Source organism: Curtobacterium sp. MCBA15_004, assembly GCF_001865055.2.
In the GTDB taxonomy this organism is placed as follows: domain Bacteria; phylum Actinomycetota; class Actinomycetes; order Actinomycetales; family Microbacteriaceae; genus Curtobacterium.
On the sequence record NZ_CP126266.1, the window covers coordinates 1090701 to 1114245 of the forward strand.

The window sequence follows — 23545 nt, forward strand, 5'->3', positions numbered from 1 at the left end:
CCGCTTACCATCGTCTCTCGTGACCGTGACCGTGACCGCGACCGAAGCCGAGCCCGCCGCTCGACGCGACGCCCCCGAGCGACCCGCCGACCGCAGCGACCGGCTGCGCCGGTGGATGCTGCACGGCGCCGACCAGGGGGCTACCCACCAGGGCCCGCACCAGGTCGAGGTCGAGAAGACCCACCCGTGGTGGCGCGTGATGTGCCTGACCGGCGTCGACTACTTCTCGACGCTCGGCTACCAGCCGGCGATCGCGGCCCTCGCCGCCGGGCTGCTCTCACCGATCGCCACGGTCGTGCTCGTGCTCGTGACGCTGTTCGGCGCGCTGCCCGTGTACCGCCGTGTGGCGCAGGACAGCTTCAAGGGCGCCGGTTCGATCATGATGCTCGAGAAGCTCCTGCCCTGGTGGGCGGGGAAGCTCTTCGTGCTCGTCCTGCTCGGGTTCGCGGTCACCGACTTCATGATCACGATGACGCTGTCCGCCGCCGACGCGACCGCGCACATCGCCGAGAACCCCTTCACGCCCGAGTGGTTCACCGAGATCCCGGTGCCGCTCACCCTGGCGCTGCTGCTCCTGCTCGGGGTGGTCTTCCTGCGCGGCTTCAAGGAGGCGATCGGCATCGCGGTCGGCCTCGTCGCGGTGTACCTCGCGCTCAACGCGGTCGTCGTGGGCGTCGCGTTGTGGCACGTGTTCGAGCGCCCCGTGGTGGTGGGCGACTGGTGGACGAGCCTCACGACGCAGCACAGCAACCCGCTCGTCATGATCGGGATCGCGCTCGTGGTGTTCCCGAAGCTCGCCCTGGGCCTGTCCGGCTTCGAGACCGGCGTCGCGGTGATGCCACAGGTCCGCGGGGACGCCACCGACGACACCAGTGCCCGACCCGAGGGACGGATCCGCGGCACCCGCCGCCTGCTCACCGTGGCCGCGGTCATCATGAGCACGTTCCTCATCACGTCGTCGATCGTGACGACGTTCCTCATCCCGCAGCACGAGTTCCAGCCCGGCGGGCAGGCGAACGGCCGCGCGCTCGCGTTCCTGGCGCACGAGTACCTCGGCAACGTGTTCGGGTCGGTCTACGACTTCTCGACGGTCGCGATCCTGTGGTTCGCCGGTGCGAGCGCCATGGCGGGCCTGCTGAACCTCGTGCCGCGGTTCCTGCCCCGGTACGGCATGGCGCCGCAGTGGGCACGGGCGACCCGGCCGCTCGTGATCATCTTCACGCTCATCGCCTTCGCCATCACGATCCTGTTCCAGGCCGACGTCGACGCACAGGGCGGTGCCTACGCGACCGGCGTGCTCGTGCTCATCACGAGTGCCGCGTTCGCCGTGACCCTGTCGGCGCGCCGGAAGCAGCAGCGGAAGCGCACGGTCGCGTTCGGCGTCATCACCGTCGTGTTCGTCTACACCACGGTCGCGAACGTCATCGAGCGCCCCGACGGCGTCCGCATCGCGGCGGTGTTCATCATCGCCATCGTCGTCGTGTCGCTCGTGTCCCGCGTCCGGCGGTCGTTCGAGCTCCGCGCCTCGTCGATCGAGCTCGACGCGGTCGCCCGGCAGTTCATCGAGGCCGATGCCGACCAGTTCAGTGCCGTGTGCATCATCGCGAACGAGCCGGGTGCGGGGACCGCCGCCGCGTACCGTGCGAAGGGCCGCGAGGAGCGACGTGACTCGGGCATCCCGGCACGCGTGCCGACGATGTTCCTCGAGGTCCTGCCCGCCGACTCGTCCGACTTCGAGGAGGACCTGCTGGTCGAGGGCCACGTCGTCCACGGGCACCGTGTGCTCCGGGTCCGGTCCGGCAACGTGCCGAACACCATCGCGTCGACGCTGCTCGCGATCCGCGACATCGCCGGGGTCGTGCCCGGGATCTACTTCGAGTGGAACGAGGGGAACCCGATCCGCAACGCGATCCGCTTCGTGTTCACGGGCGTCGGCGACGTCGCCCCGGTCACCCGCGAGGTCCTGCGCGAAGCCGAACCCGACGTGGCCCGGCGTCCCACCGTCCACGTGTCGTGAGCGACGCGGCGGGGTCGGCCCGCGCCTCCCGGTCCGCCGGCGGCGTGACGGCGGTCCTCGTCGCCGCGACGGTCTGGGGGACCACCGGCACCGCGACGCACTTCGCGCCCGGCGTCCCGGCGGCCGTGTTCGGCGCGGTCACCTTCGGCCTCGGCGGACTGGTCTTCGCGGCGCTCACAGGGCGTCGCGCCGTGCGTGCCGTGACGCGGCCGGGTGGCCGGCGCTGGGTGGCGCTCGGGGCGGCGTCGCTCGTCGTGTACGCGGTCGCCTTCTACGGGGCCCTCGACGACGCCGGGGTCGCCCTCGGTACGACGGTCGCGATCGGCTCGTCGCCGCTCTTCGCCGGGCTGGTCGAGTGGGCCGCTGACCGGCGGCGGGTGACGCGGCGCTGGGTGGTCGCCACCGTGGTGAGCGTCGTCGGCATGGTCGTGGTGACGCTCGCGCGGTCCGGGGCGACCGGCGACGAGCGTCTGCTGGCCGGCCTGGGCGCCGCGCTGCTGGCGGGCCTCACCTACGCGACGTACTCGTGGGCCGTCGCCCGGGGGCTGGGGGCCGGGACCGTCGTGGGCGCGACGACAGGCGGTGCGGGTGCCGGGGCCGCTGCGCTCCCGGTCGTGACGGCGTCGGACGGGCGCGGCATCGTCGGCGCGGTGTTCGGGCTCGCCGCCGTGCCCCTCACGGTCCTGGCGGTGGTCGTCGGGCGGGACGACCTCGCCGTCGGGGCGAACTGGCCGGTGTTCCTGTACCTGGCACTCGTCCCGACCGTGCTCGGACACTCGCTGTACGCGCTCGGCCTGCGGCGCACGAGCGCGTCGGCGGCCACCCTGCTGTCGCTGTTCGAACCGGTGGTGGCAGCGGTGCTCGCGGTCCTCGTCGTGGGGGAGCGCCTCGGCGTCGCCGGGTGGACGGGCATCGCGCTCGTCGTCGTCGGTCTGGCGGTGCTCGCCGTGCCGGCCGGCGCGGGCAAGGGCGGCCGCGCGGGGCCCGGGGCGTAGCGAGCGGTCTGCGCGCTGCTCCGTCCCGGGTCCGTGCGCTGCTACTTGCCGGTGATCTGGTCCCGCACCTTGCGGCGCAGCACCTTCCCGATCATCGAGCGGGGCAGGTCCTCGACCACGACGACCCGGCGCGGCACCTTGTACGCGGCGAGCTGGTCGCGGGACCACGCCCGGAGCGCCTCGGCGTCGAACGTCCGTGGGTCCTTCGGCACGACCGCCGCAACGACCTGCTCGTTCCCGGCCTGGGTGATGCCGACGACCGCGACCTCGCGGACGCTCGGGTGCTTGAGGAGCGCGTCCTCGACCTCGGACGGCGAGACGTTGAAGCCGCCGGTGATGATGAGCTCCTTGAGGCGGTCGACGATGCTGACGAAGCCGTCCGCGTCGATCGAGACGACGTCACCGGTGCGGAACCAGCCGTCCGGCGTGAACACCTCGTCGGTGGCCTCGGCCTTGCCCCAGTAGCCGCGGAACACCTGCGGACCCCGGACCTGGAGCTCGCCGGCCTCGCCGGTGCCGAGGACCTTCGTGGAGTCGTCCGGGTCGACCACGCGGGCCTCGGTCGAGGAGAGCGGCAGTCCGATCGCCCCGAGTCGACGCTCGGGCGACACCGGGTTGGCCATGAGCACGGGGGAGCACTCGGACAGACCGTAGCCCTCGACGAGGTACCCGCCCGTCCGTGCCTCCCACGGCTCGACGACGTCCTGGGACAGCGGCATCGCACCCGAGATGCCGATCTCGATGCCCTGCAGCGAGACCTTGGCGGAGTCGGCGGCGTGCTGCAGCCGCGTGTAGATCGGCGGCACGGCGGGGAGGAACGTCGGCGGGTGCTTCTTCATCGCCTTGAGCACCAGCGCCGGGTCGAACGCGGGGAAGAGCACCAGGCGCGACGCCATGCTCATCGCGAAGGTCAGGCAGAGCGTCAGCCCGTAGGCGTGGAACATCGGCAGCACCGCGTACACGGTGTTGTCGCCCTGACGGATCTGCGGCACCCACGCCCGGGCCTGGGCCGCGTTGGCGATGAGGTTCCGGTGGGACAGGACCGCGCCCTTCGGCACCCCCGTGGTGCCGGACGTGTACTGGATGAGCGCGACGTCGTCGACGGTCGGGCGCGGGTGGCGCTTCGACAGCTTGCGGCTCGACGCGAGGTCGTCCCAGCGCGTCGTGCCCCGGACCGACGTCGTCAGCTTGGCGCGGGACTCGCGGGCCTTGGCGACCGGCAGCGCGAGGGCGATGCGGGTCGACCGCGGCATGGCGCGCGTGATGTCGACCGAGACGATGGCGTCGAGCGCGACGTCGGCCGGGAAGTCCTGCAGCGTGGCGACCGACTTGTCCCACGCGATCGCGACCTTCGCGCCGTGGTCCTCGAACTGGTGGCGGAGCTCGCGCGCCGTGTAGAGCGGGTTGTGCTCGACCACGATCGCGCCGAGCCGCAGCACCGCGTAGAAGGCCACGACGTGCTGGGGGCAGTTCGGCAGGACGATCGCCACGCGGTCCCCGGCCGTCACCCCGAGCTTGCGCAGGCCGTTCGCGGCGCGCGTGATCTGCTCCTGGAGGTCGGCGTACGTCGTCGTCCGTCCGAAGAACTCCAGCGCGACCCTCCCCGGGAAGCGCTGCGCGGACTGCTCCACGATGTCGGCGAGGGAGCCCGTGGGCTCCTCGATGTCGTGCGGGACCCCCGGGGCGTACGAGGCAAGCCAGGGACGAGGCGTGTCGATGCTCACCCGGCCAACCTACCGGCGGGGCAGTGCGCATTGTCAGGGGCGCGACGGACGATGGACGCATGCCTTCCGTGTCCGCCGCGTTCCGTTCCCGCCTCAACGACACCTTCACCAACGGCGCTACCGAGCGCCCCGAGTGGATCGATGCGCTCGAGCAGGGCTCCGACGCCGGGTTCTTCGGGCCCGGCTCCGCCACCTGGGCCGTGCACGGCGGCAACCACACGGTGCTCGCCGGCGTCCGTGCACTCCTGGTGCAGGCGCTCCACCCCGGCGCGCTCGCCGGGGTGGCCGACCACTCCCGCTACCGCGAGGACCCGTTCGGACGCCTCGCCGGCACCATCCGCTGGATCTACACCGTCTCGCACGGCGACACCGCCCAGGCCACGCACGCCAGCCAGTGGGTGCGGAAGCTGCACGAGCGGGTGGTCGGTGAGTACGTCGACGGGCACGGCGTCACGCGGCCGTACGCGGCGAACGACCCCGACCTCGCGCGGTGGGTGCACCTCGCCTTCACCGACGCGTTCCTGCGGAGCGCGCAGGTCTGGGGCTCCGACATCCCGGGCGGCGCCGACGCCTACGTGCGCGAGTGGGCGACCGCCGGGCGGCTCATGGGGGTGGAGGACGCGCCGGAGTCCGAGACGGAGCTCCGCGAGCAGATGAACGGGTACCTCGACCGGGGCGAGCTGCAGGCCGACGCCCGCACCCACGACGTCGTGCGGTTCATCAAGGACCCGCCGCTCGCCCGCCTGCTCCGACCGGGCTACCGTGCGGTCTTCGACGGCGCGGTCGCGACCCTCGATCCGCGGCACCGCTCGATGCTCCGGTTGCGGACACCCGCGATCGGGCCGGTCGAACTGCCCGTGCGGCGGACCGCCGGCCTGGTGCTGGACGGCATCGGTGCGGTCCTGGGGAACCAGCCGGGGACGGAGCGCGCGGCCCTCGCCCGGATCGAGCGGCTCGAGCGCGAACGGCGGGCGGCCGGCGCGCCGGCCTGACCGCGGGACGCTCCGGCGACCGACGCGGCCGAGGGACGATCCGGGTCGCGACGCGACCCGTGGACGGACGGGAGGCGCGGTGGCAGCGTGCACCGCGCCTCCCGTCCGTCTCGTGGTGCGTCAGAAACCGGACGGCACCCGGGGTGTGTAGGGCGACTCGAGTCGCGACACCTCGTCGGCGGTGAGCTCGATCGCGGTCGCGGCGACCGCGTCGTCGATGTGGTGCTCCTTGGTCGCGCCGATGATCGGCGCGCTGACGGCCTGCTTGCCGGCCACCCACGCGAGGGCGACCTGGGCCATGCTCACGCCGCGCGCCTCGGCGATCTCCTGCACCGCGCCGACGATCGCGCGGTTCGCGTCCTCGTCCTGGCGGTAGAGGGTCTTGCCGAACTCGTCGGTGTCCGCGCGGCTGCCGGAGCCCTGCGCGTCCCAGGGGCGGGTGACGCGGCCGCGGGCGAGGGGATTCCACGGGATGACGCCGACGCCTGTCGCCTGCGCGAACGGGTGCATCTCGCGCTCCTCCTCGCGTTCGAGGAGGTTGTACTGGTCCTGCATGCTGACGAACTTCGTCCACCCGTGCAGCTCGGCGACGTGCTGCATCTGCGCGAACTGCCACGTCCACATGCTGCTCGCGCCGATGTAGCGGGCCTTGCCGGCCTTCACGACGTCGTGGAGGGCCTCCATCGTCTCCTCGACCGGGGTGGCCGGGTCGAAACGGTGGATCTGGTAGAGGTCGACGTAGTCCGTGCCGAGGCGCGTCAGCGAGGCGTCGATCTCGTGCATGATCGCGGCGCGGGAGAGGCCGGCGCCGTTGCGTCCGGGGCGCATCCGGTTGAACACCTTCGTGAAGACCTGGACGTCCTCGCGTGGGGCGATCTCCTTGAGGAGCTGCCCGGTGATCTCCTCGCTGGAGCCTGCGGAGTACACGTTCGCGGTGTCGAACGACGTGATGCCGGCCTCGAACGCACGACGGACGAACGGGCGCGCCTGGTCGATGTCGACGCTCCAGGCGTGGGCGCCGCGCTCGGGGTCGCCGTAGGACATCATGCCGAGGACGATCCGGCTGATCTCGAGGCCGGAGGCGCCGAGGCGTGTGGTGGGGACCGTCGGGGTCTCGTCGCTGGTCATGCGTCCACCCTGGCATCGCGCCCTGTGACGGCGAGCAGGCGGACCTGGAGGGGCGCGTCCGCCCCGGTCTCGACCGGGGCCGCGTAGAGCCCGGTCGCTGCGAGATCCTCGACCTGCGGCTCGAAGTACTCCCACACGGCCTGCACGAGTTCCTCCGGGAGGGTCTCGTCTGTCCCGGTCGCCCGGGCGAGGTCCCACGTGTGGATCGTGATGTCGCTCGTCTGCTCCGTGAGGTACTCCCCGGCGCTGACGACGTCCGTGCTGAGGTGCACCGGGGTGTCAGCGGGCGCATTCCGCCAGGCCCGCGAGGCCTCGGACGCGAACTTCGCCCACTCGGCCGGCAGGTCGTCGCCGATCGGATCGATGTCGGCCTCGGCCTGGGCGTAGTCGCAGCCGGTGAGGAGCTTCGGGATCCACCGCTGCTCGTCGACGACGTGCCGGACGAGGTCGCGGGTCGTCCACTCGGAGTCCGGGGTCGCTGCGTCCCAGTCGGTGACGGCGGCGACCCGTCGGCCGAACTCGGCGGCGGCGAGCTCCTGCATCGCGATCCAGTCGGTGGCCATGGGGTGCTCCTGTTCGTCGGTGGGGTGCGCGGTGGGCGGGGGCGGTGGTTGGGTGCGCGGTGGGTGGGGGGTGCTTGGTGCTTGGTGCTTGGCGGGTGGGGGTGTGGTGCCGTCGTCGGCCGCGCGCGCTCAGCTTCGCGCGCGGGCGGGCGATGTGTGCACGTCCGTGAGTCGTGCTCGCACCGATTCTGCCCGTCGGACTTCCGCGTGAGTGTTCGCCGTGCTGGCATCGGGTGCAACGAGGGCATCGGGCGGGCGATTCCCGCGTGCGCGTCCGCCCGAACGTCGGCGTGGAGGTCGTGATCGCTCGGTTCAGCAGGCCGTCCGGTCTGCTGTCCGTCTGCACGAGGCGGTCGTCCTCAGGCTGCGTTGTTGGTCCTGCGGGCGGGCGATGTTCGCATCGGTTCAGCTGGTGCCGTGCACATCTCGCTCGCTCGGGGTTTGGGTGTGTCCGGGGCCATGGCGGTGTTCGCGGGCGTGGTGCGGCTTGGCATGGCGCGGCGCGGCGCGTGGCTGAACCTGGCTGCCGTCGAGCAGACCACCGGAGCGGCCCGTACGAGCGGGACGTGAGCGGGCGGATTCGGCACAGCGAGGTCGAGGTCCGGTGCGAACATCGCCCGTTCGCGGGTGGGGCGCGTGTCGGTGATGACCGGGGACGGGGGTGAGAGCGGGCCGGCGGGGGACGGCGGGACGGCGGGGCCTCGGGAGTCGAACCCGGGGCGGGAACGCCGAACGGCCCGGCTCCGTGGGGGAGGAGCCGGGCCGTTCGCCGGGTGCTGCAGTGCGCTTGTTCAGTGTCCCCGCGCACCGTGACCGCTCGGGGCGGTCCCGGTGACGGAGTGCTTCGAGAGCTGGGGAGCTCAGGCCGCCTGGAGGACGAACTGCACGTCGAGGTTGATGGTCACGTCGTTGCCGAGCGTGAAGCCACCGGCCTCGAGTGCGGCGTTCCAGTTCACGCCGAACTCGGTGCGGTCGATCTTGGTCGTCGCCTCGGCGCCGAGCTTGACCTGGCCGTAGCCGTCGGTGGTGACGCCGCCGAACTCGGTCTTCAGGGTGACGTCCTTGGTGACGCCGCGGAGGGAGAGCTTGCCGTCGATGAGCATGTGGTCGCCGTCCTCGCGGATGCCGGTCGACACGAAGGTCATCTGCGGGTGCTCCTCGGTCAGGAAGAAGTCACCAGTGGCGAGGTGCTGGTCGCGCTGCGCCTGGTTGGTGTTGATGCTGGCGACGTCGATCGAGGCCTCGAGCTTGGTGTCGAGCGGGTTCTCGGCGGTCACGAGCGTCGCGTCGAAGCGCTCGAACGAGCCCTTGACCTTGCTGATGGCGAGGTGCCGGACCGAGAAGGTGACCTCGGAGTGCGTCGGGTCGATCTTCCAGGTGCCGGTCTGGTAGCCGGGGATGGCGGAGGCGGTGAGCGTCATGGTGACTCCTTCTGAAGCGTTGGTCTGCGGTTCCCGAGCGACGCAGTAGTTTCATGCGCCTGCATCGAACCCGATGGTAGCCCATTCTGCACCTGATTGGTTGAAGCGTCAACCAACGTTCATCTCGCGGACGTGAGCCGACCCCGTCGACGCGTGTCGTGCCTCCCGGCCGTTCCTGCGTCGAGGAGTCGACGGATGCGGCTCGCGAACTCGTCGGCGAGGGGGCCGACGTCGTCGGCCGTCGCTCGCACCAGCCACCAGTCGACGTCCTTCAACCGCTCGCCCCGCGTCAGGTCCTTCCGGAACGCCAGTGCGTCGGTCCGGTGGAGATCGCTCTCGTACTCGATCGCGATCCGTGCCCCGGGGTAGGCCAGGTCGACGCAGGCGACCCACCTGCCCTGCGCGACGACGTCGTGGTTCAGCTCGGGTTCGGGCAGGCCTCGACGGATGAGCGTGAGACGCAGCCTGGTCTCGCCCGGGCTCCTCGAACCGGGCCGCACCAAGGACAGGGCTGCCCGTGCGCGGCGGAGGCCTCGCGATCCTCGGTGGCGTCGCACAGCACGGACGAGTTCGCCGACCGTGCACCAGTTGAGCCACCCGACGATGGCGTCGCCGGCGACGACCAGTTCGTCGACGGTGAGGGAGCGGGCGAGCATCACGAACGTGTCGGCGGGATGGACGACGGCAGCGGTCCCCGAGAAGACGACGCGGGCGCGGCTGGTGCGTGCACGGTGGCCGACCGTGCCGCGGACGCGGAGTGCCTGGTCCTTCCCGATCGTGGTGACGTGGATGCGGGGGTCGTCTTCGAGCCGTCGGGGGAGCGGTATCCCGAGCATCAGCGCGGCGGTCGTGTGACTGAACGCCTGGTCGGGGCGGAGACGCGGGGCGACCGCGCGAGCGAGGTCCTCGTGCGTGCGGGGAGTCGTCCATGTGCGCGTCCCGTGGAACGGATGGACGAGTCGGCGGGAGCGGAGCGTCGATGCCGGGACGCCGCGCTGGATCGCTTCGCGGACGCGGAAGGGGCGGTTGCGGAGGGCTGTCGGGAACCGGGCGGTGAACTCCATGGCGGCAGCGTGGCAGTGCGAGACCGGTGTGACGTGGGGTTCGCTGGCGGCGGTGGAGAGTCGCAGCGGGGGTGACGTTGTGGAGGAATCGGCAGGGGTTGGGTGCGCCTTGCGTCGATGGTCCGGCGGCGGTGGTGGCGGTGTGGGTGCGGCGGGCGGGCGGATTCGGGCTGGGGCGCGTGGGGCGAGGTGCACGATTCGCCCGTCGGGGTCGGGCGGGCGGATTCGGGCTGGGGCGCGCGGGGCGGGGTGCACACATCGCCCGCTCGCGATTGAGGAGTGGACGAATGGGCCGACGAGCGGGCGGACGAGCGGGAGCGGGCGAGCGGGCGGATTCGGGCTGGGGCGCGCGGTGCGGGGTGCAAACATCGCCCGCTCGCGACGGGGGCGAGCGTACGAGCAGACGAGCAGACGAGCAGACAAGCAGACGAGCAGGCAAACAAGCAGACGAGCAGGCAGACGAGCAGGCGGACGAGCGGACGAACGAGCAGGCAGACGAGCGGCCGAACGAACGAGCGGGTGGGCGGCCGAGCAAGACCAGCCGCCCCGCCCCGCCGCGCGGACAGACGAACGAGCCCGCCCCCGGCAACCAGGTACTCACACGACCTCTCACCCGCGCGCAGACCCCGCTAGCGTCAGCACCATGGAATTCAGGTACCTAGGCAACTCAGGTCTCAAGATCTCCGAGATCACCTACGGCAACTGGCTGACGCACGGCTCGCAGGTCGAGAACGACGTCGCCACCCAGTGCGTGCGGGCAGCGCTCGACGCCGGCATCACCACCTTCGACACGGCCGACACGTACGCCAACACGGCGGCCGAGACCGTCCTCGGCGAGGCCCTCAAGGGCGAGCGTCGCCAGTCGCTCGAGGTCTTCACGAAGGTCTACTGGCCGACCGGGCCGAAGGGCCACAACGACGTCGGGCTCAGCCGCAAGCACATCATGGAGTCGATCAACGGCTCGCTCGAGCGCCTGCAGACCGACTACGTCGACCTGTACCAGGCCCACCGCTACGACCACGAGACCCCGCTCGAGGAGACCATGCAGGCCTTCGCCGACGTGGTGCGGCAGGGCAAGGCGCTGTACATCGGCGTCAGCGAGTGGAACGCCGAGCAGATCCGCGCCGGTGCCGCGCTGGCCAAGGAGCTCGGCTTCCAGCTCATCTCGAACCAGCCGCAGTACTCGATGCTCTGGCGCGTCATCGAGGGCGAGGTCGTGCCGGCCTCGAAGCAGCTCGGCCTGTCGCAGATCGTCTGGTCGCCCATCGCCCAGGGCGTGCTGACCGGCAAGTACAAGCCGGGCCAGCCGCTGCCCGAGGGCTCCCGCGCCACGGACGAGAAGGGCGGCGCGGACATGATCAAGCGGTTCATGCGCGACGAGGTCCTCGAGGCCGTGCAGCGCCTGCAGCCCGTCGCCGAGCAGGCCGGCCTCACGCTCGCCCAGCTCGCGATCGCGTGGACCCTGCAGAACGAGAACGTCGCGAGCGCCATCGTCGGCGCCTCGCGTCCCGAGCAGGTCACGGACAACGTGAAGGCCGCGGGCGTGACGCTCGACGCGGATGCACTCGCCGCCATCGACGAGGCCCTGGGTGACATCCCGGAGCGCGACGCATCCAAGTCGGTCAGCCCGGCGCAGCGTCCCGCCTGACGCGACCACCCGACGGACGGGAGGCGCGGTGCCAGCCGGCACCGCGCCTCCCGTCCGCTGCGTGGTGGCGGCCGCGACACGCACCCTGACCGGCTTCGCAGCGGTGCGGAGGAGGTTCGGGGGCGGGGACCGGTACGGTCGTGGTGCGAACAAGGAGCATCATGAGCAAGTCCCTGGTCATCATCCCGACCTACGACGAGGCGGAGAACGTCCGTCCCATCGTCGCACGCACGCTGGCAGCGACCGACGGTGACGTCCACGTGCTCGTCGTCGACGACAACTCCCCGGACGGCACCGGTGACATCGCGGACGCGATCGCCCGTGAGACCGACCGCGTGCACGTGCTGCACCGCACGGTGAAGGACGGCCTCGGCGGCGCGTACCTCGCCGGTTTCGCGTGGGGGCTCGAGCGGGGCTACGGCAAGCTCGTCGAGATGGACGCGGACGGCTCGCACCACCCGGAGTACCTCCCGCGCATGCTCGAGCTCGCCGACACGAACGACCTGGTGCTCGGCTCCCGGTGGATCAGGGGCGGCGAGGTCGAGAACTGGCCGTGGTACCGCGAGTTCCTGTCCCGCGGCGGCAACCTCTACACGCGGATGGCCCTCGGCATCGCGGTCCGTGACGCCACGGGTGGCTTCCGCGTCTTCACGTCGAGCGCGCTCGAGCGCATCGACCTGTCGGGCATCGCGTCGAAGGGCTACTGCTTCCAGGTCGACCTGTGTTGGCGCGCTCTCGAGGCCGGTCTGCACGTCGTCGAGACGCCGATCGTCTTCACCGAGCGCGAGTTCGGCGTCTCGAAGATGAGCGGCAACATCGTCCGCGAGAGCCTCACCCTCGTCACGAAGTGGGGGATCGACCGCCGCCTGCGCGAGGTCCGGTCGCTCGTGAAGGACCACCGCCGACTGCCGTCCGTCCGGACGAACGCGCACGTCGCCGTCGACCGGACCTGACCGGCCTGAGCAGTCCCGTGCGGAGCGGCGCGACGCCGCGGGTGGTGACCCGGGCTCCGGCCCGGTGACCCGCGCCGCGCGTCGCGCCGGGGGCCGCACCGGCGCCGCGGATCGTGGTCCGCCCCGCGGGTCGCGGACGGCGGCCGTGCGGATCGCGTCCGGCGCGACGAGCGCGGCGACCCACCACACGACGGACGGGAGGCGCGGTGCCGCTGGGCACCCGTGCCTCCCGTCCGTCGTGTGGACCGTCAGACGGTCGTCAGCGCACCACGACCACGCCACGGGACGCGAAGCGGACGAGCCCGTCCTCGACCGAGGCCTCACCGAAGCGGTAGAGCTCCTCGCCGGCCGCGTCGGGCACCGGGACCTCGGCGGCGTCGTCGGCGAAGTTGACGACCACGTGCACCGGTGCGGCGTCCGGCCCGAGGAGCCCGCGCGTCAGCACGAGCCACCGGTCGTGCTCGTCGAAGCGGACCGCGTTCGCCTCGTAGCGGTGGTCGACGAACGCCTGGTCGGTGCGGCGGAGCGCGACGAGCACCCGGTACGCCCGGAGGATCGCGGACCCGCGGTCCGACGAGGCGTCCGCCCAGTCGAGCTTCGAGTTCGTGAACGTGGACGGGTCCTGCGGGTCCGGGACCGTCGACTCGTCCCAGCCGTGCTCGGCGAACTCCTTGATGCGTCCCTCTGCCGTCACCTTGCCGAGCGCCGGCTCGGGGTGCGAGGTGAAGAACTGCCACGGCGTCGTCGCGGCGAACTCCTCGCCCATGAACAGCATGGGCGTGAACGGACCGAGCAGCGTCAGGGCGGCGGCGATCACGAGGGACTCGTCGTCCAGGGTGGCGGCGAGACGGTCGCCGGCGGCACGGTTGCCGATCTGGTCGTGGTTCTGGTTCGCGACCACGAGGGCGGTCGCCGGCGAGGTGCCGCGGTCGATCGGACGCCCGTGGCGCTTCCCGCGGAAGGACGACCACGTGCCGTCGTGGAAGAACCCGTGGTCGAGGACCTTCGCGAGCGCCGACAGCGGGGCGAAGTCGGCGTAGTAGCCGTTCGTCTCGCCGGTGAGGGCGACGTGGACCGCGTGGTGGAAGTCGTCGGACCACTGTCCGGCGAGCCCGTACCCGCCGGCCTCCTGCGAGCGGAACATGACCGGGTCGTTGAGGTCCGACTCGGCGATGAGCGACAGCGGGCGGCCGGCGAACTCCGAGTAGGCCTCGGTCTCCGACGCCATCGCCTGCAGCACGTGCGGGCGGGTGGTGTCGCGGATCGCGTGGACCGCGTCGAGGCGCAGCCCGTCGACGTGGTGGTCGCGGAACCACATGCGGACGTTGTCGAGCACGTAGCGCCGGACCTCGGGGTGCTCGACGTTGACCGAGTCACCCCAGGTGTTGCCGAGTCCCTGCAGCAGGTACGGACCGTACAGCGGCAGGTAGTTGCCGCTCGGGCCGAGGTGGTTGTAGACGACGTCCTGGATGACGCCGAGCCCGAGCGAGTGCGCGGTGTCGACGAACCGGTCGTAGGCGTCCGGGCCGCCGTACGGGTGGTGCACGGCGAACCAGCCGACCCCGTCGTAGCCCCAGTTCCACTCGCCGTTGACGGCGTTCACCGGGAGGAGTTCGACGAACTCCACGCCGAGCTCCACCAGGTGGTCGAGCTTTGCGGCGGCGGCGTCGAGCGTGCCCTCGGGCGTGTACGTGCCGACGTGCATCTCGTAGATGACGCCGCCGCGGGCCGGACGACCGGTCCATGCGTCGTCGGTCCAGGCGAAGCGCTCGGGGTCGACGACCTCGGACGGGCCGTGCACCCCCTCGGGCTGGTAGCGGCTGCGCGGGTCGGGACGGACCGCGTCGTCGTCGTCGATCCGGAACCCGTACCGGGCGCCCACGACGGGGACGACCTCGTCGGTCGTCCACCAGTCGTCGTCGCCGCGGGTGAGCGCGTGCTCGACACCGTCGACGACGAGTCGGACGCGCTCGGGGTTGGGTGCCCAGACGCCGTAGCGTGCGGGAACGGTCATGCGTGACCCTCCAGGATCTCGATCTCGGCCTGCTGGTCGAGGACGGTGCCGTCGGCTTCCGCCGCGGTGTCGGAGCGGTCCCGGGTGCCGGAACCGTCCGTGGTGGTGGACGTGGTCGCCGTGGTGGCGGTGTCGTCACGCTCGGCGAGGTCGGCCGGGACGAGCAGCGCGACCGGGTAGTCGGCGAGGAGCTCGGACAGGGCGATGCCACGCGCGGCCGGGAAGCGTCGGCCGGTGAGCAGGTCGACACGCTCGAGCGGCACCGGGTGCACCAGCGTGTCGCCCCAGCCGCCGACACGCTCCAGCCCGACCGGGAGCCGGGTCGCGACCGTCACCGCGCCGCCGCGGTCGAACGCGAGGACGTGGTCGGCCGCGATCCCGGTCGCCTCGAGTTCGAGGTACCGGGTGAACAGCTCGGGGTGGTCGCGGCGGACACGCAGCGCGCGGCTGGTGACGAGCACCTTCGCGGCGCCGTCGATCCCGACCGCGGGGAGGTGCTCGGGGCCCGCGTCCTCCGGCCCGTCGAGGGTGGCGAGGACGTGCCGGAGCTCGGCGTAGTCGACCGGTCGACGGTTGTCGGGGTCGACGAGCGAGCGGTCCCACGCCTCGGTGCCCTGGTAGACGTCGGGGACGCCCGGCATGGTCAGCTGGACGAGCTTCTGCGCGAGGCCGTTCGACCAGCCGGCGGCGTCGACCGTGCGGTCGAGCTCGTCGAGCACGGCGACCACCTCGGGGTCGTCGAACGCGGCGTCGACGAGGGCGTGCATCTGCCGCTCGAAGGCCTCGTCGGGCTCGGTCCAGGTCGTGCTGTCGCCCGCTTCGCGCGAGGCCTTCTCGGCGTAGGCGTGCAGGCGCTCACGGCTCGCCGGGCGGGACCCGACGATCGCCTGCCAGAGCAGGTCGGCGAGGACCGCGTCGGGCAGCGGTGCCAGCGTGTTCAGCCGCTCGAGCGCCGCCGACCACTCCGAGCCGAGTTCGGCGAGCACCGCGATGCGCGCACGGGTGTCCTCGCTCCGCTTGGTGTCGTGCGTCGTCAGGGTCGTCATGGTGTGCGGCCAGCTGCCCTGGCGGTCGCGCTGCGCCTGGTGGAAGTCCCGCACGGACACCGCGAAGACGCTCGGGTCCGCGCCGACCTCGCTCAGCGAGCTCAGGCGCGAGGTGCGGTAGTACGCGGTGTCCTCGACGCCCTTCGCCATCACCATGCCGGACGTCTGCTGCAGCCGGATCGCGGCGGCGTGCTGCGGGTCCACGAGCGCCGGGGCGATCCGGTCGATCACGTCGTCGAGGTCGGGGCGTGCCTCGGCGGCTCCCTCGAGGGCGTCGATGAGGTTGTGGACGCCCTCGGGCAGGTAGGTCCGGTAGACGTCGAACGAGGCGACGATCTCGGCCACCGCGTCGACGATCCGCTCCTGCGGCACGTCGGGAGCGGTCGGCGCGAGCAGCCGGGCGAGCCGGGCGACCTCGCTGCCGAGGATCCCGTCGGCGATGCCGCGTCGGGTGTCGTGGGTGAGCTGCTTCCAGTCGCCCGGCTCCGCACCGGAGGCGGCGGTCAGGGCTTCCTCGCCGACCGGGTCGACGAGGACGCGGTCGAGCAGGCCGAGGGCGTCGTACCCGGTCGTGCCGTCGACCGGCCACGACGAGGGCAGCTGCTCGCCGGGCTCGAGGATCTTCTCGACGAGCGTGTACGCGCCGCCGGTCAGCTCGTGCAGGTCCTGCAGGTAGCCAGCCGGGTCGTACAGGCCGTCCGGGTGGTCGATCCGCAGGCCGTCGACCAACCCGTCGCGGAACCAGCCGCCGATCGTGGCGTGCGACGCGGCGAAGACCTCGGGCTCCTCGACTCGGATCGCGGCGAGGGTGTTGACCGCGAAGAACCGGCGGTAGTTGAGGTCGTGGTCGGCGCGCTTCCAGTGCACGAACTCGTAGTGCTGGCGGGCGTGCACGGCGGTCACGTCGTCGCCGTCCTGCACGGACCCGGCCGCGGTCGGGTACGCGGTCTCGCCGACGCGGAGCACGGGGCGGTCGGCGTCCGACCGGTCGAGGGCCACGGCGTCGAGCAGGCGGTCGTCGAGCACCGGGATGCGGACCTTGCCGTCGCCGGCGTCCCAGTCGACGTCGAACGCCCACGCGACGGGCGAGCCCTGGCCCTGCTCGAGGAGGGACCACCACCACGGGTTCACCTCGGGGGTGGCGACGCCAACGTGGTTCGGCACGATGTCCACGAGGACGCCGAGGCCGGCGGCGTGCGCGGCCTCGGCGAGACCGCGCAGGGCCTCGTCGCCGCCGCGCTCGGTGTCGACGTGCCCGTGGTCGACGACGTCGTAGCCGTGCTGTGAGCCGGGCTCGGCCTGCAGCACGGGGGAGAGGTACACCCAGTCGGCGCCGAGCTCGCGGATGTGGTCCACCACCTCGGCTGCCCGGGTCAGGTCGAAGTCCGCCGTGACCTGGAGTCGGTAGGTGGAGGTGGGGACGCGTCGGGTGCTCACGCGGGTGCTCCTGTGCTGTCGGGTTCGTCGAGCGCGTCGGGTCCGTCGTGCTCGTCGTTCGTCGTGCTGGTGTCGTGCTCGTCGGACGGGGCCGCTGGTGCGTCCGAGCTCGGGCTCGAGCTCGAGCCCGCGACCGGCGCGTCCGCCCCGGCCTCGGCCCCCGGCGCGGTGCCGGGAGCGGCGACGGTCGGGTCCGCGTCCTCGGCCGCGTCTGCGCCCGTGTCGGCAGCGGCAGCGGCAGCGGCATCCGCAGCCGCAGCAGCATCCGCGCCCGCGGCGTCGGTGCCGTCCTCGGAGGCCGACGCCACGGGCGCACCCGCGGGGTTGGCGGTGGTCGGGGTCGTGGCGCCCGCTCCGGTGACGGCGTCCGAGCCGATCTCGACCGGCGTGGTCGAGACGACGTGGTCGGGTTCGGCGCGGAGCACGATCATCGAGCGCGCGGGGACGTCGAGCGGTGTGCCCGCCTCGTGCACCTCGTCGCGGGCGCCGGGCTCGGCGGTGTCGATCCGCACCGTCCAGCCGGGCGCGTACTCCTCCGGCGGGAGGATGAACGTCACGACGTCGTCGTGGGCGTTGTAGTACGTCAGGAACGCGACGTCGGTGACCCGCTCGCCCCAGCGGTCACGGCCGCGGATGCCGTCGCCGTTCAGGTACATGCCGACGCTCTTGCCGAAGCCGGAGTCCCAGTCCTCGGGGTCCATGGCCTCGCCGGAGGGCGTGAGCCACACGACGTCGGGCAGGGGCTCGCCCTCGCCGCGCCGGACCGGGCGGCCGTTGAAGTACCGCGTGCGGCGGAACGTCGGGTGGTCGTGCCGGAGCTTGACCACGTCGGCCGTGAACTGGACGAGGTCGTCGTCGGCGTGCTCCCAGTCGATCCAGCTGATCGCGGAGTCCTGCGCGTACACGTTGTTGTTGCCCGACTGGGTGCGGCCGAGTTCGTCGCCGTGCGCGATCATCGGCACGCCCTGGCTGAGCAGCAGCGTGGCGAGGAAGTTGCGTCGACGCTGCAGTCGGAGCGCGTTCACGGTGTCGTCGTCGGTCGGACCCTCGACCCCGGAGTTCCAGGACCGGTTGTGGCTCTCGCCGTCGTTGTTGTCCTCGCCGTTGGCCTCGTTGTGCTTCTCGTTGTAGGCGACGAGGTCGTACAGCGTGAAGCCGTCGTGCGCGGTGATGAAGTTGATGCTCGCCTTGGGCGTGCGGCCGTCGTGTTCGTAGAGGTCGGCCGAACCGGAGATGCGCGACGCGAACTCGCCGAGCGTCGCCGGTTCACCGCGCCAGAAGTCGCGCACGGTGTCGCGGTACTTGCCGTTCCACTCGGACCACTGTGGCGGGAAGTTGCCGACCTGGTAGCCGCCGGGGCCGACGTCCCAGGGCTCGGCGATGAGCTTCACCTGCGACACCACCGGGTCCTGCTGCACCAGTTCGAAGAACGCCGCGAGCCGGTCGACCTCGTAGAACTCGCGGGCGAGCGCGGCCGCGAGGTCGAAGCGGAAGCCGTCGACGTGCATCTCGGTCACCCAGTAGCGCAGCGAGTCCATGATGAGCTGCAGCGAGTGCGGGTGCCCGACGTTGAGCGAGTTCCCGGTGCCCGTGTAGTCCATGTAGTAGCGCTTGTCGTCGTCGACGAGCCGGTAGTACGCGGCGTTGTCGATGCCGCGGAACGACAGCGTCGGGCCGAGGTGGTTGCCCTCGGCGGTGTGGTTGTAGACGACGTCGAGCACGACCTCGATGCCGGCGCGGTGCAGCTCGCGCACCATCGCCTTGAACTCCTGTACCTGCTGGCCCTGGTCGCCCGAGGCCGAGTAGTGCGAGTGCGGGGCGAAGAACCCGATGGTGTTGTAGCCCCAGTAGTTCGACAGCCCCTTCTCCTGCAGGGTCGAGTCGTTCACGAACTGGTGCACGGGCATGAGCTCGAGCGTGGTGACGCCGAGGCGCTTGAGGTGCTCGATGACCGCCGGGTGCGCCACGCCCGCGTACGTTCCGCGCTGTTCCTCGGGCACGTCGGGGTGGGTCTCGGTGAGGCCCTTGACGTGCGCTTCGTAGATGACCGTCTCGCCGTAGGGGATCCCGGGTGCCCGGTCGCCCTGCCAGTCGAAGAAGGGGTTGATGACGACGCCCTTCATCATGTGCGAGGCGGAGTCGTCGTCGTTCGTGGAGTCGGGGTCGCCGAACGTGTACGAGAAGAGCGACTGGTCCCAGTCGATGTCGCCGCTCGTCGCCTTGGCGTACGGGTCGAGCAGGAGCTTCGACGGGTTGCCCCGGACCCCGCTCTCGGGGTCGTACGGCGCGTGCACACGGAAGCCGTACTCCTGTCCCGGGGCGATGTTCGGCAGGTAGGCGTGCCAGACGTACGCGTCCACCTCGACCAGGTCGACGCGTTCCTCGTTCCCCGCGGCGTCGAACAGGCAGAGCTCGACCCGCTCTGCCACCTCGCTGAACAGGGCGAAGTTGGTGCCGCTGCCGTCGTAGGTCGCGCCGAGTGGGTACGGATTGCCGGGCCAGGTGTGCAAACGGTCCTCCAGTGGTGGGTCCCGCCAACATATCGGCGTGACCTGCCCGCGTCCGCAGACGAGGCCCCGCAGTGGACAGCAGCGCGCGCGCCACGGGCTGTGGAGGAACGGCCGAGTAGCCTCGCGCGCATGACTGACATCGTGAGCCAGATCGCGGACAAGGTGCGCCCGGTCGGCGTCTCCACCAACTACGGCGAGCCGATCGAGGTCGGCGACCAGACCCTCATCCCCGTGTCGCTCGGCTGGTACGGCTTCGGTGCCGGCGGCGACGGCGACAACGGCGGCGGCGGGGGCGGCGGCCTCTCCATCCCGGTGGGCGCGTACGTCCGCCGCCCGGGACAGGACCTGCAGTTCGAGCCGAACCTCATCTCCCTGCTCGCGGTGAGCATCCCGACCATCTGGGTGACCGGCAAGGCGCTCGCGAAGCTGGTGCGCGCACTCAAGAAGTGACCAGGTGACGGGACGGGAGGCCCGTGGCGACGCCGCCACGGGCCTCCCGTTGCGTCCGTGGTCGCGTCACGCGGCCGACGCGACCGGACTGCGCACGGGTCGCGTCGCGCGACCGGCGCGCGTCTAGACTGACGCCTACACACACGGGAGTCCGGGTCCACCGGGCTGAGAGGGAGCGAACGGCGCTCCGACCGTCGAACCTGATCCGGATCATGCCGGCGCAGGGAGGAGTCAGCACCATGCCTGCAACCATGCAGTCCACCGCACCGTCCACGACCACCGGGCGCTCGCTGCGCTGGCGCGTCGTCGACATCGTCGTCGCGAGCGTCCTCGCGGTCGCCATCGGCGTCGTCTTCAAGCTCTGGGAGTTCGGCTACGAGCCCCTCAGCACCGTGAGCGCGCTCGTCCTGCCGGGCTCGCAGTCGCTGTTCGGCGGCGTCTGGTTGCTCGCCGGACCGGTCGTCGCGATCATCGTGCGGAAGCCCGGCGCCGCACTGTACGCCGAGATGGTCGCTGCCTCGGTCGAGGCGCTGCTCGGCACCCAGTGGGGATGGCTCACCCTCGAGGCCGGACTCGTCCAGGGCCTCGGCGCCGAACTCGTCCTCGCACTGTTCCTGTACCGCGCCTACCGCCTGCCCGTGGTCGTCCTCGCGGGCGCCGCAGCCGGCCTCGCGATGGGCCTGAACGACACGGTGCTCTGGTACCCGGGCCTGGACGCCGGCTTCAAGGTCGTCTACGTCGTCTGCGGCATCGTCTCCGGCGCGGTCATCGCCGGTGCCGGGTCGTGGCTGGTCGTGCGGGCGCTCGCCGCCACCGGGGTGCTGTCGCAGTTCGCCGCGGGACGCGAGCACACCAAGCGGTCGAGCGCGGCCTCCCGAGCGTGACGACCGTGTCCGCGGGCGCCGGTCACACCGCGGCGGGGCCCGCGGACGCCGGCGCCGTCGAGGCCGTGGGTGCGCCCTCCGGGTCGAGCGGCGCGGCCGGCATCGAGTTCCGTGACTGGGGCTGGCGCTACGCGGCGCGCGACAGGTGGGCCGTGCGCGGCGTCGACCTGGTGGTCCGCCCGGGGGAGCGGGTCGCCGTCGTCGGGCCGTCCGGCGCGGGGAAGTCGACGCTGCTGCGTGCGGTCGCCGCCGTGCTGCCCGACGAACCCGACCCCGACGACGACACCGCCGCCGCGGTGCAGGGCACGGTGCTCGTCGACGACCGGCCGCCCGGATCGGTGCGCGGGCGTGTCGGGCTCGTCATGCAGGACCCCGAGGCGCACACCGTGATGTCGCGGGTCGGGGACGACGTGGCCTTCGGCTGCGAGAACACCGGTGTCCCGCGGGACGAGACCTGGCGCCGGGTACGCCACGCGCTCGACGTCGTCGGACTGGACCTGCCGCTCGATCGCTCGACGACCGCGCTGTCCGGCGGGCAGCGGCAGCGGCTCGCCCTCGCCGGCGTGCTGGCCATGCGTCCGGGCGCCCTCGTGCTCGACGAGCCGTGCGCCAACCTCGATCCCGCGGGGGTCGCCCAGGTCCACGACGCGGTCCGGGCCGTGCTCGACGAGACCGGCGCCACCCTGCTCGTCGTCGAACACCGGATCGGCACGTGGCTCGACCTGGTCGACCGGCTCGTGCTGCTCGAGCCCGAGGGCGGGGTCGTCGCCGACGGGCCGCCCGCGGAGGTGCTCGCCGAGCACGGTGCGGCGCTCGGCGCGGCCGGCGTGTGGGTGCCCGGGTCGGAGCCGGCGCGGGGATCGGCACGGTCCGGTGACGCGGCGCGGTCCGGTGGCGCGGTGCTCCGGCTGTCCGGGGCGGGAGCCTCCGGGGGTGTCCTCGGTGCGCCGCTGCTCGTCGCGCGCGACCTCGGCACCGCACGGGGCCGACACCACCCGGTCGGCACGGGCATCGACGTCGAGGTCCGAGCCGGACGAGTCCTCGCGATCACCGGCCCGAACGGCGTCGGCAAGTCGACGCTCGGGCTGACGCTCGCGGGCCTGCTGCCGCCGGCCGCCGGGTCGCTCGCCGCGACCGACACGCTGCGGGGCGGCGACAGCGCCGGGCAGGGCGCGGTCGGTCCCGCTCCGTCGGCGTGGACCAGTCGCGAGCTCGCCGCCCGCATCGGCACCGTGTTCCAGGACCCCGAGCACCAGTTCGTCGCCCGGACCGTCCGCGAGGAACTCGCCACCGGTCCGCGAGCCCTCGGCCGGACGGACGTCGACGAGCGGGTGCAGCGGGTCCTCGACGACCTCGGGCTGCAGCACCTCGCCGACGCCAACCCGTTCACGCTCTCGGGTGGTGAGCAGCGGCGCCTCGCGATCGGCACCGTGCTCGCCGCGGAGCCGTCGGTCCTCGTGCTCGACGAACCGACGTCCGGTCAGGACCGGGCCACCTGGCAGGCCGTGGTCGACCGGCTCGGTGCGCTCGCCGACGCCGGGACCGCGATCGTGGCGGTGACGCACGACCGTGACCTCGTCCGGGCGCTCGACGCGGACGAGGTCGTGCTCCGGGAGGACGGGCTGCGACCGGCCGGCCTCGGGACGGCGGAGCCCGAGGGCGTGGCCGGTGCTGGTGCCGGTGCCGCTGAGGCACCCGCGTCCGCAGCTGCGCCCCTGTGCGCTCCCGGCCGTTCCGCGGACGAGGTGGGCACGGCGGTGGGGGCGACCACCGGCGGCGGCGAGCCGGTGTCCGGGACGCGAGCCGCGCCTCCCGTCCGACCCCGCGGCATCCGCGGGGTGCAGCCCGTCGCGTCGCTGCTCGGGGTGCTCGCACTCGGGACGTGCCTGGTCCTCAGCCTCGACGTGGTGTCGGCGGCGGTCGCCCTCGCGCTCGAGGTCCTGCTGCTCCCGCTCCTCCGCCTGCCCTGGCGGACCCTGCTGCTGCGGACCGCGCCGCTCCTGGCCGCCGTGCCGCTGACCGCCCTGAGCATCGCGCTGTACGGACGGCCGTCGGGGCGGGAGTGGTTCGACCTCGGCTTCGCGCACGTCACGGACGGGTCGCTCGGACTCGCGCTCGCGACCGCCCTCCGGGTCCTCGCCGTGGGGCTGCCCGCCGTCGCGCTGTTCGTCCGGGCCGACCCCACCGACCTGGCGGACGGGCTCGCGCAGCTCCTCCGGCTGCCGGCGCGCTTCGTACTCGGCGCGCTCGCCGCGATCCGGATGATGACGCTGCTGGGCGACGACTGGCGCCAGCTCGGCGCCGCGCGGCGTGCCCGCGGGGTCGCGGACACCGGGCGGCTGCGACGCGGTGCGTCGATGGCGTTCGCGTTGCTCGTCCTGGCGCTGCGGCGTGCGACGACCCTCGCGGTCGCGATGGAGTCGCGGGGGTTCGGCGCGCCGGGTCGGCGGACGTGGGCTCGGGCGGCGCGGTTCGCCGGACCGGAGTGGGCGATGCTGGCGGTGCTCGCCGGGGTCGGGGTGGTGTCGATCGGGGTGTCCGTCGCGGCGGGGGTGTGGCGTGTCTGAGGGGGACGTGGTCCGGGGCGTCGCGGGTGGGGCGGCTGGGGTGTCCGGCGCGCCTGCGTCGGATGCGCTGGCGTCCCTGGGCTGGACGGCGTCGGCGATCGGGTCGGAGCTCGTGACCGGGTCGGTGTCCGT

Annotated in this window: 17 protein-coding genes and 1 riboswitch; of the genes, 9 read left to right on the forward strand and 8 right to left on the reverse strand. The window is 72.4% G+C overall.

From position 1 onward, the window contains the following. The first annotated feature begins 115 nt into the window (after nucleotides 1-115). Nucleotides 116-2017, forward strand: a complete 1902-nt coding sequence (locus tag QOL16_RS05165) for an amino acid transporter (protein ID WP_254780197.1) — start codon at nucleotides 116-118, stop codon at nucleotides 2015-2017. After that, a complete protein-coding gene (locus tag QOL16_RS05170) occupies nucleotides 2014-3012 on the forward strand; it encodes a DMT family transporter (RefSeq protein WP_071283276.1) in 999 nt (332 codons plus the stop codon). Before QOL16_RS05165 ends, QOL16_RS05170 begins: the two co-directional genes overlap by 4 nt. Nucleotides 3013-3053: 41 nt before the next feature. Here the strand turns inward: QOL16_RS05170 and QOL16_RS05175 are convergent, their stop codons facing one another. Then, nucleotides 3054-4736 (reverse strand): long-chain-fatty-acid--CoA ligase, encoded by a 1683-nt coding sequence (locus tag QOL16_RS05175; protein ID WP_071283274.1) that lies wholly within the window; start codon nucleotides 4734-4736, stop codon nucleotides 3054-3056. Nucleotides 4737-4795: 59 nt separating this feature from the next. Between QOL16_RS05175 and QOL16_RS05180 the strand changes: the two genes are divergently transcribed. Beyond that, nucleotides 4796-5728 (forward strand): oxygenase MpaB family protein, encoded by a 933-nt coding sequence (locus QOL16_RS05180; protein WP_065964582.1) that lies wholly within the window; start codon nucleotides 4796-4798, stop codon nucleotides 5726-5728. Between the two features lie 120 nt (nucleotides 5729-5848). Here QOL16_RS05180 and QOL16_RS05185 read toward each other — a convergent pair whose 3' ends face one another. Both QOL16_RS05185 and QOL16_RS05190 read right to left on the reverse strand, forming a co-directional pair. Next, nucleotides 5849-6856 (reverse strand): aldo/keto reductase, encoded by a 1008-nt coding sequence (locus tag QOL16_RS05185; protein ID WP_071283272.1) that lies wholly within the window; start codon nucleotides 6854-6856, stop codon nucleotides 5849-5851. Further along, complete coding sequence (locus tag QOL16_RS05190) at nucleotides 6853-7419, reverse strand: TIGR03086 family metal-binding protein (protein WP_071283270.1); 567 nt, start codon at nucleotides 7417-7419, stop codon at nucleotides 6853-6855. The genes QOL16_RS05185 and QOL16_RS05190 overlap by 4 nt, the downstream gene beginning before the upstream one ends. Nucleotides 7420-7836: 417 nt before the next feature. On the opposite strand from QOL16_RS05190, the gene QOL16_RS05195 reads away from it, so the two are divergent. Beyond that, nucleotides 7837-7989 (forward strand): hypothetical protein, encoded by a 153-nt coding sequence (locus QOL16_RS05195; RefSeq protein ID WP_175473054.1) that lies wholly within the window; start codon nucleotides 7837-7839, stop codon nucleotides 7987-7989. 290 nt (nucleotides 7990-8279) lie between these two features. On the opposite strand, the gene QOL16_RS05200 is transcribed toward QOL16_RS05195, so the two are convergent. Continuing rightward, entirely contained in the window at nucleotides 8280-8840 is a 561-nt protein-coding gene (locus QOL16_RS05200; protein ID WP_065965211.1) for a YceI family protein, read from the reverse strand. 119 nt (nucleotides 8841-8959) lie between these two features. Further along, nucleotides 8960-9904 carry a hypothetical protein gene (locus QOL16_RS05205; RefSeq protein WP_083394936.1) on the reverse strand — a complete coding sequence of 315 codons (945 nt, stop codon included), beginning with the start codon at nucleotides 9902-9904 and terminating at the stop codon, nucleotides 8960-8962. A 643-nt stretch (nucleotides 9905-10547) separates the two neighbouring features. On the opposite strand from QOL16_RS05205, the gene QOL16_RS05210 reads away from it, so the two are divergent. Both QOL16_RS05210 and QOL16_RS05215 read left to right on the forward strand, forming a co-directional pair. Then, nucleotides 10548-11552, forward strand: a complete 1005-nt coding sequence (locus QOL16_RS05210) for an aldo/keto reductase family protein (RefSeq protein WP_065964539.1) — start codon at nucleotides 10548-10550, stop codon at nucleotides 11550-11552. 161 nt (nucleotides 11553-11713) lie between these two features. After that, on the forward strand, nucleotides 11714-12505 hold the full coding sequence (locus QOL16_RS05215) for a polyprenol monophosphomannose synthase (RefSeq protein ID WP_071283268.1): 792 nt from the start codon (nucleotides 11714-11716) through the stop codon (nucleotides 12503-12505). Nucleotides 12506-12764: 259 nt separating this feature from the next. Here QOL16_RS05215 and treZ read toward each other — a convergent pair whose 3' ends face one another. Genes treZ through glgX form a run of 3 tightly spaced genes read right to left on the reverse strand, consistent with a single transcriptional unit; the run spans nucleotide 12765 to nucleotide 19512 of the window. Next, on the reverse strand, nucleotides 12765-14519 hold the full coding sequence (gene treZ, locus QOL16_RS05220; protein ID WP_065964533.1) for a malto-oligosyltrehalose trehalohydrolase: 1755 nt from the start codon (nucleotides 14517-14519) through the stop codon (nucleotides 12765-12767). Further along, on the reverse strand, nucleotides 14516-17002 hold the full coding sequence (gene treY, locus QOL16_RS05225) for a malto-oligosyltrehalose synthase (protein ID WP_065964531.1): 2487 nt from the start codon (nucleotides 17000-17002) through the stop codon (nucleotides 14516-14518). Before treY ends, treZ begins: the two co-directional genes overlap by 4 nt. Then, nucleotides 16999-19512 carry a glycogen debranching protein GlgX gene (gene glgX, locus QOL16_RS05230; protein WP_175473053.1) on the reverse strand — a complete coding sequence of 838 codons (2514 nt, stop codon included), beginning with the start codon at nucleotides 19510-19512 and terminating at the stop codon, nucleotides 16999-17001. The genes treY and glgX overlap by 4 nt, the downstream gene beginning before the upstream one ends. A gap of 129 nt (nucleotides 19513-19641) precedes the next feature. Here glgX and QOL16_RS05235 point away from each other — a divergent pair, with 129 nt between their 5' ends. The 3 genes from QOL16_RS05235 to QOL16_RS17250 all read left to right on the forward strand — a co-directional run bounded on the left by QOL16_RS05235 (nucleotide 19642) and on the right by QOL16_RS17250 (nucleotide 23413). Beyond that, nucleotides 19642-19962 carry a hypothetical protein gene (locus tag QOL16_RS05235; RefSeq protein ID WP_065964529.1) on the forward strand — a complete coding sequence of 107 codons (321 nt, stop codon included), beginning with the start codon at nucleotides 19642-19644 and terminating at the stop codon, nucleotides 19960-19962. Nucleotides 19963-20095: 133 nt separating this feature from the next. After that, a riboswitch (TPP riboswitch) is annotated at nucleotides 20096-20207 on the forward strand. Beyond that, nucleotides 20202-20846 (forward strand): ECF transporter S component, encoded by a 645-nt coding sequence (locus tag QOL16_RS05240; RefSeq protein ID WP_253181708.1) that lies wholly within the window; start codon nucleotides 20202-20204, stop codon nucleotides 20844-20846. (Overlaps the previous riboswitch by 6 nt.) A gap of 5 nt (nucleotides 20847-20851) precedes the next feature. Beyond that, on the forward strand, nucleotides 20852-23413 hold the full coding sequence (locus QOL16_RS17250; protein WP_370692559.1) for an ATP-binding cassette domain-containing protein: 2562 nt from the start codon (nucleotides 20852-20854) through the stop codon (nucleotides 23411-23413). Nucleotides 23414-23545 lie beyond the last annotated feature (132 nt).

What these genes read in the sequence shown, in the direction of transcription:
- QOL16_RS05190 (WP_071283270.1), bottom strand. Translation starts at nt 7,419, where the DNA reads ATGGCCACCGACTGGATCGCGATGCAGGAGCTCGCCGCCGCCGAGTTC.
- QOL16_RS05240 (WP_253181708.1), top strand. Translation starts at nt 20,202, where the DNA reads ATGCCTGCAACCATGCAGTCCACCGCACCGTCCACGACCACCGGGCGC.
- QOL16_RS05200 (WP_065965211.1), bottom strand. Translation starts at nt 8,840, where the DNA reads ATGACGCTCACCGCCTCCGCCATCCCCGGCTACCAGACCGGCACCTGG.
- QOL16_RS05185 (WP_071283272.1), bottom strand. Translation starts at nt 6,856, where the DNA reads ATGACCAGCGACGAGACCCCGACGGTCCCCACCACACGCCTCGGCGCC.
- QOL16_RS05180 (WP_065964582.1), top strand. Translation starts at nt 4,796, where the DNA reads ATGCCTTCCGTGTCCGCCGCGTTCCGTTCCCGCCTCAACGACACCTTC.
- QOL16_RS05205 (WP_083394936.1), bottom strand. Translation starts at nt 9,904, where the DNA reads ATGGAGTTCACCGCCCGGTTCCCGACAGCCCTCCGCAACCGCCCCTTC.
- QOL16_RS05165 (WP_254780197.1), top strand. Translation starts at nt 116, where the DNA reads ATGCTGCACGGCGCCGACCAGGGGGCTACCCACCAGGGCCCGCACCAG.
- treZ (WP_065964533.1), bottom strand. Translation starts at nt 14,519, where the DNA reads ATGACCGTTCCCGCACGCTACGGCGTCTGGGCACCCAACCCCGAGCGC.
- QOL16_RS05215 (WP_071283268.1), top strand. Translation starts at nt 11,714, where the DNA reads ATGAGCAAGTCCCTGGTCATCATCCCGACCTACGACGAGGCGGAGAAC.
- QOL16_RS05210 (WP_065964539.1), top strand. Translation starts at nt 10,548, where the DNA reads ATGGAATTCAGGTACCTAGGCAACTCAGGTCTCAAGATCTCCGAGATC.
- QOL16_RS05235 (WP_065964529.1), top strand. Translation starts at nt 19,642, where the DNA reads ATGACTGACATCGTGAGCCAGATCGCGGACAAGGTGCGCCCGGTCGGC.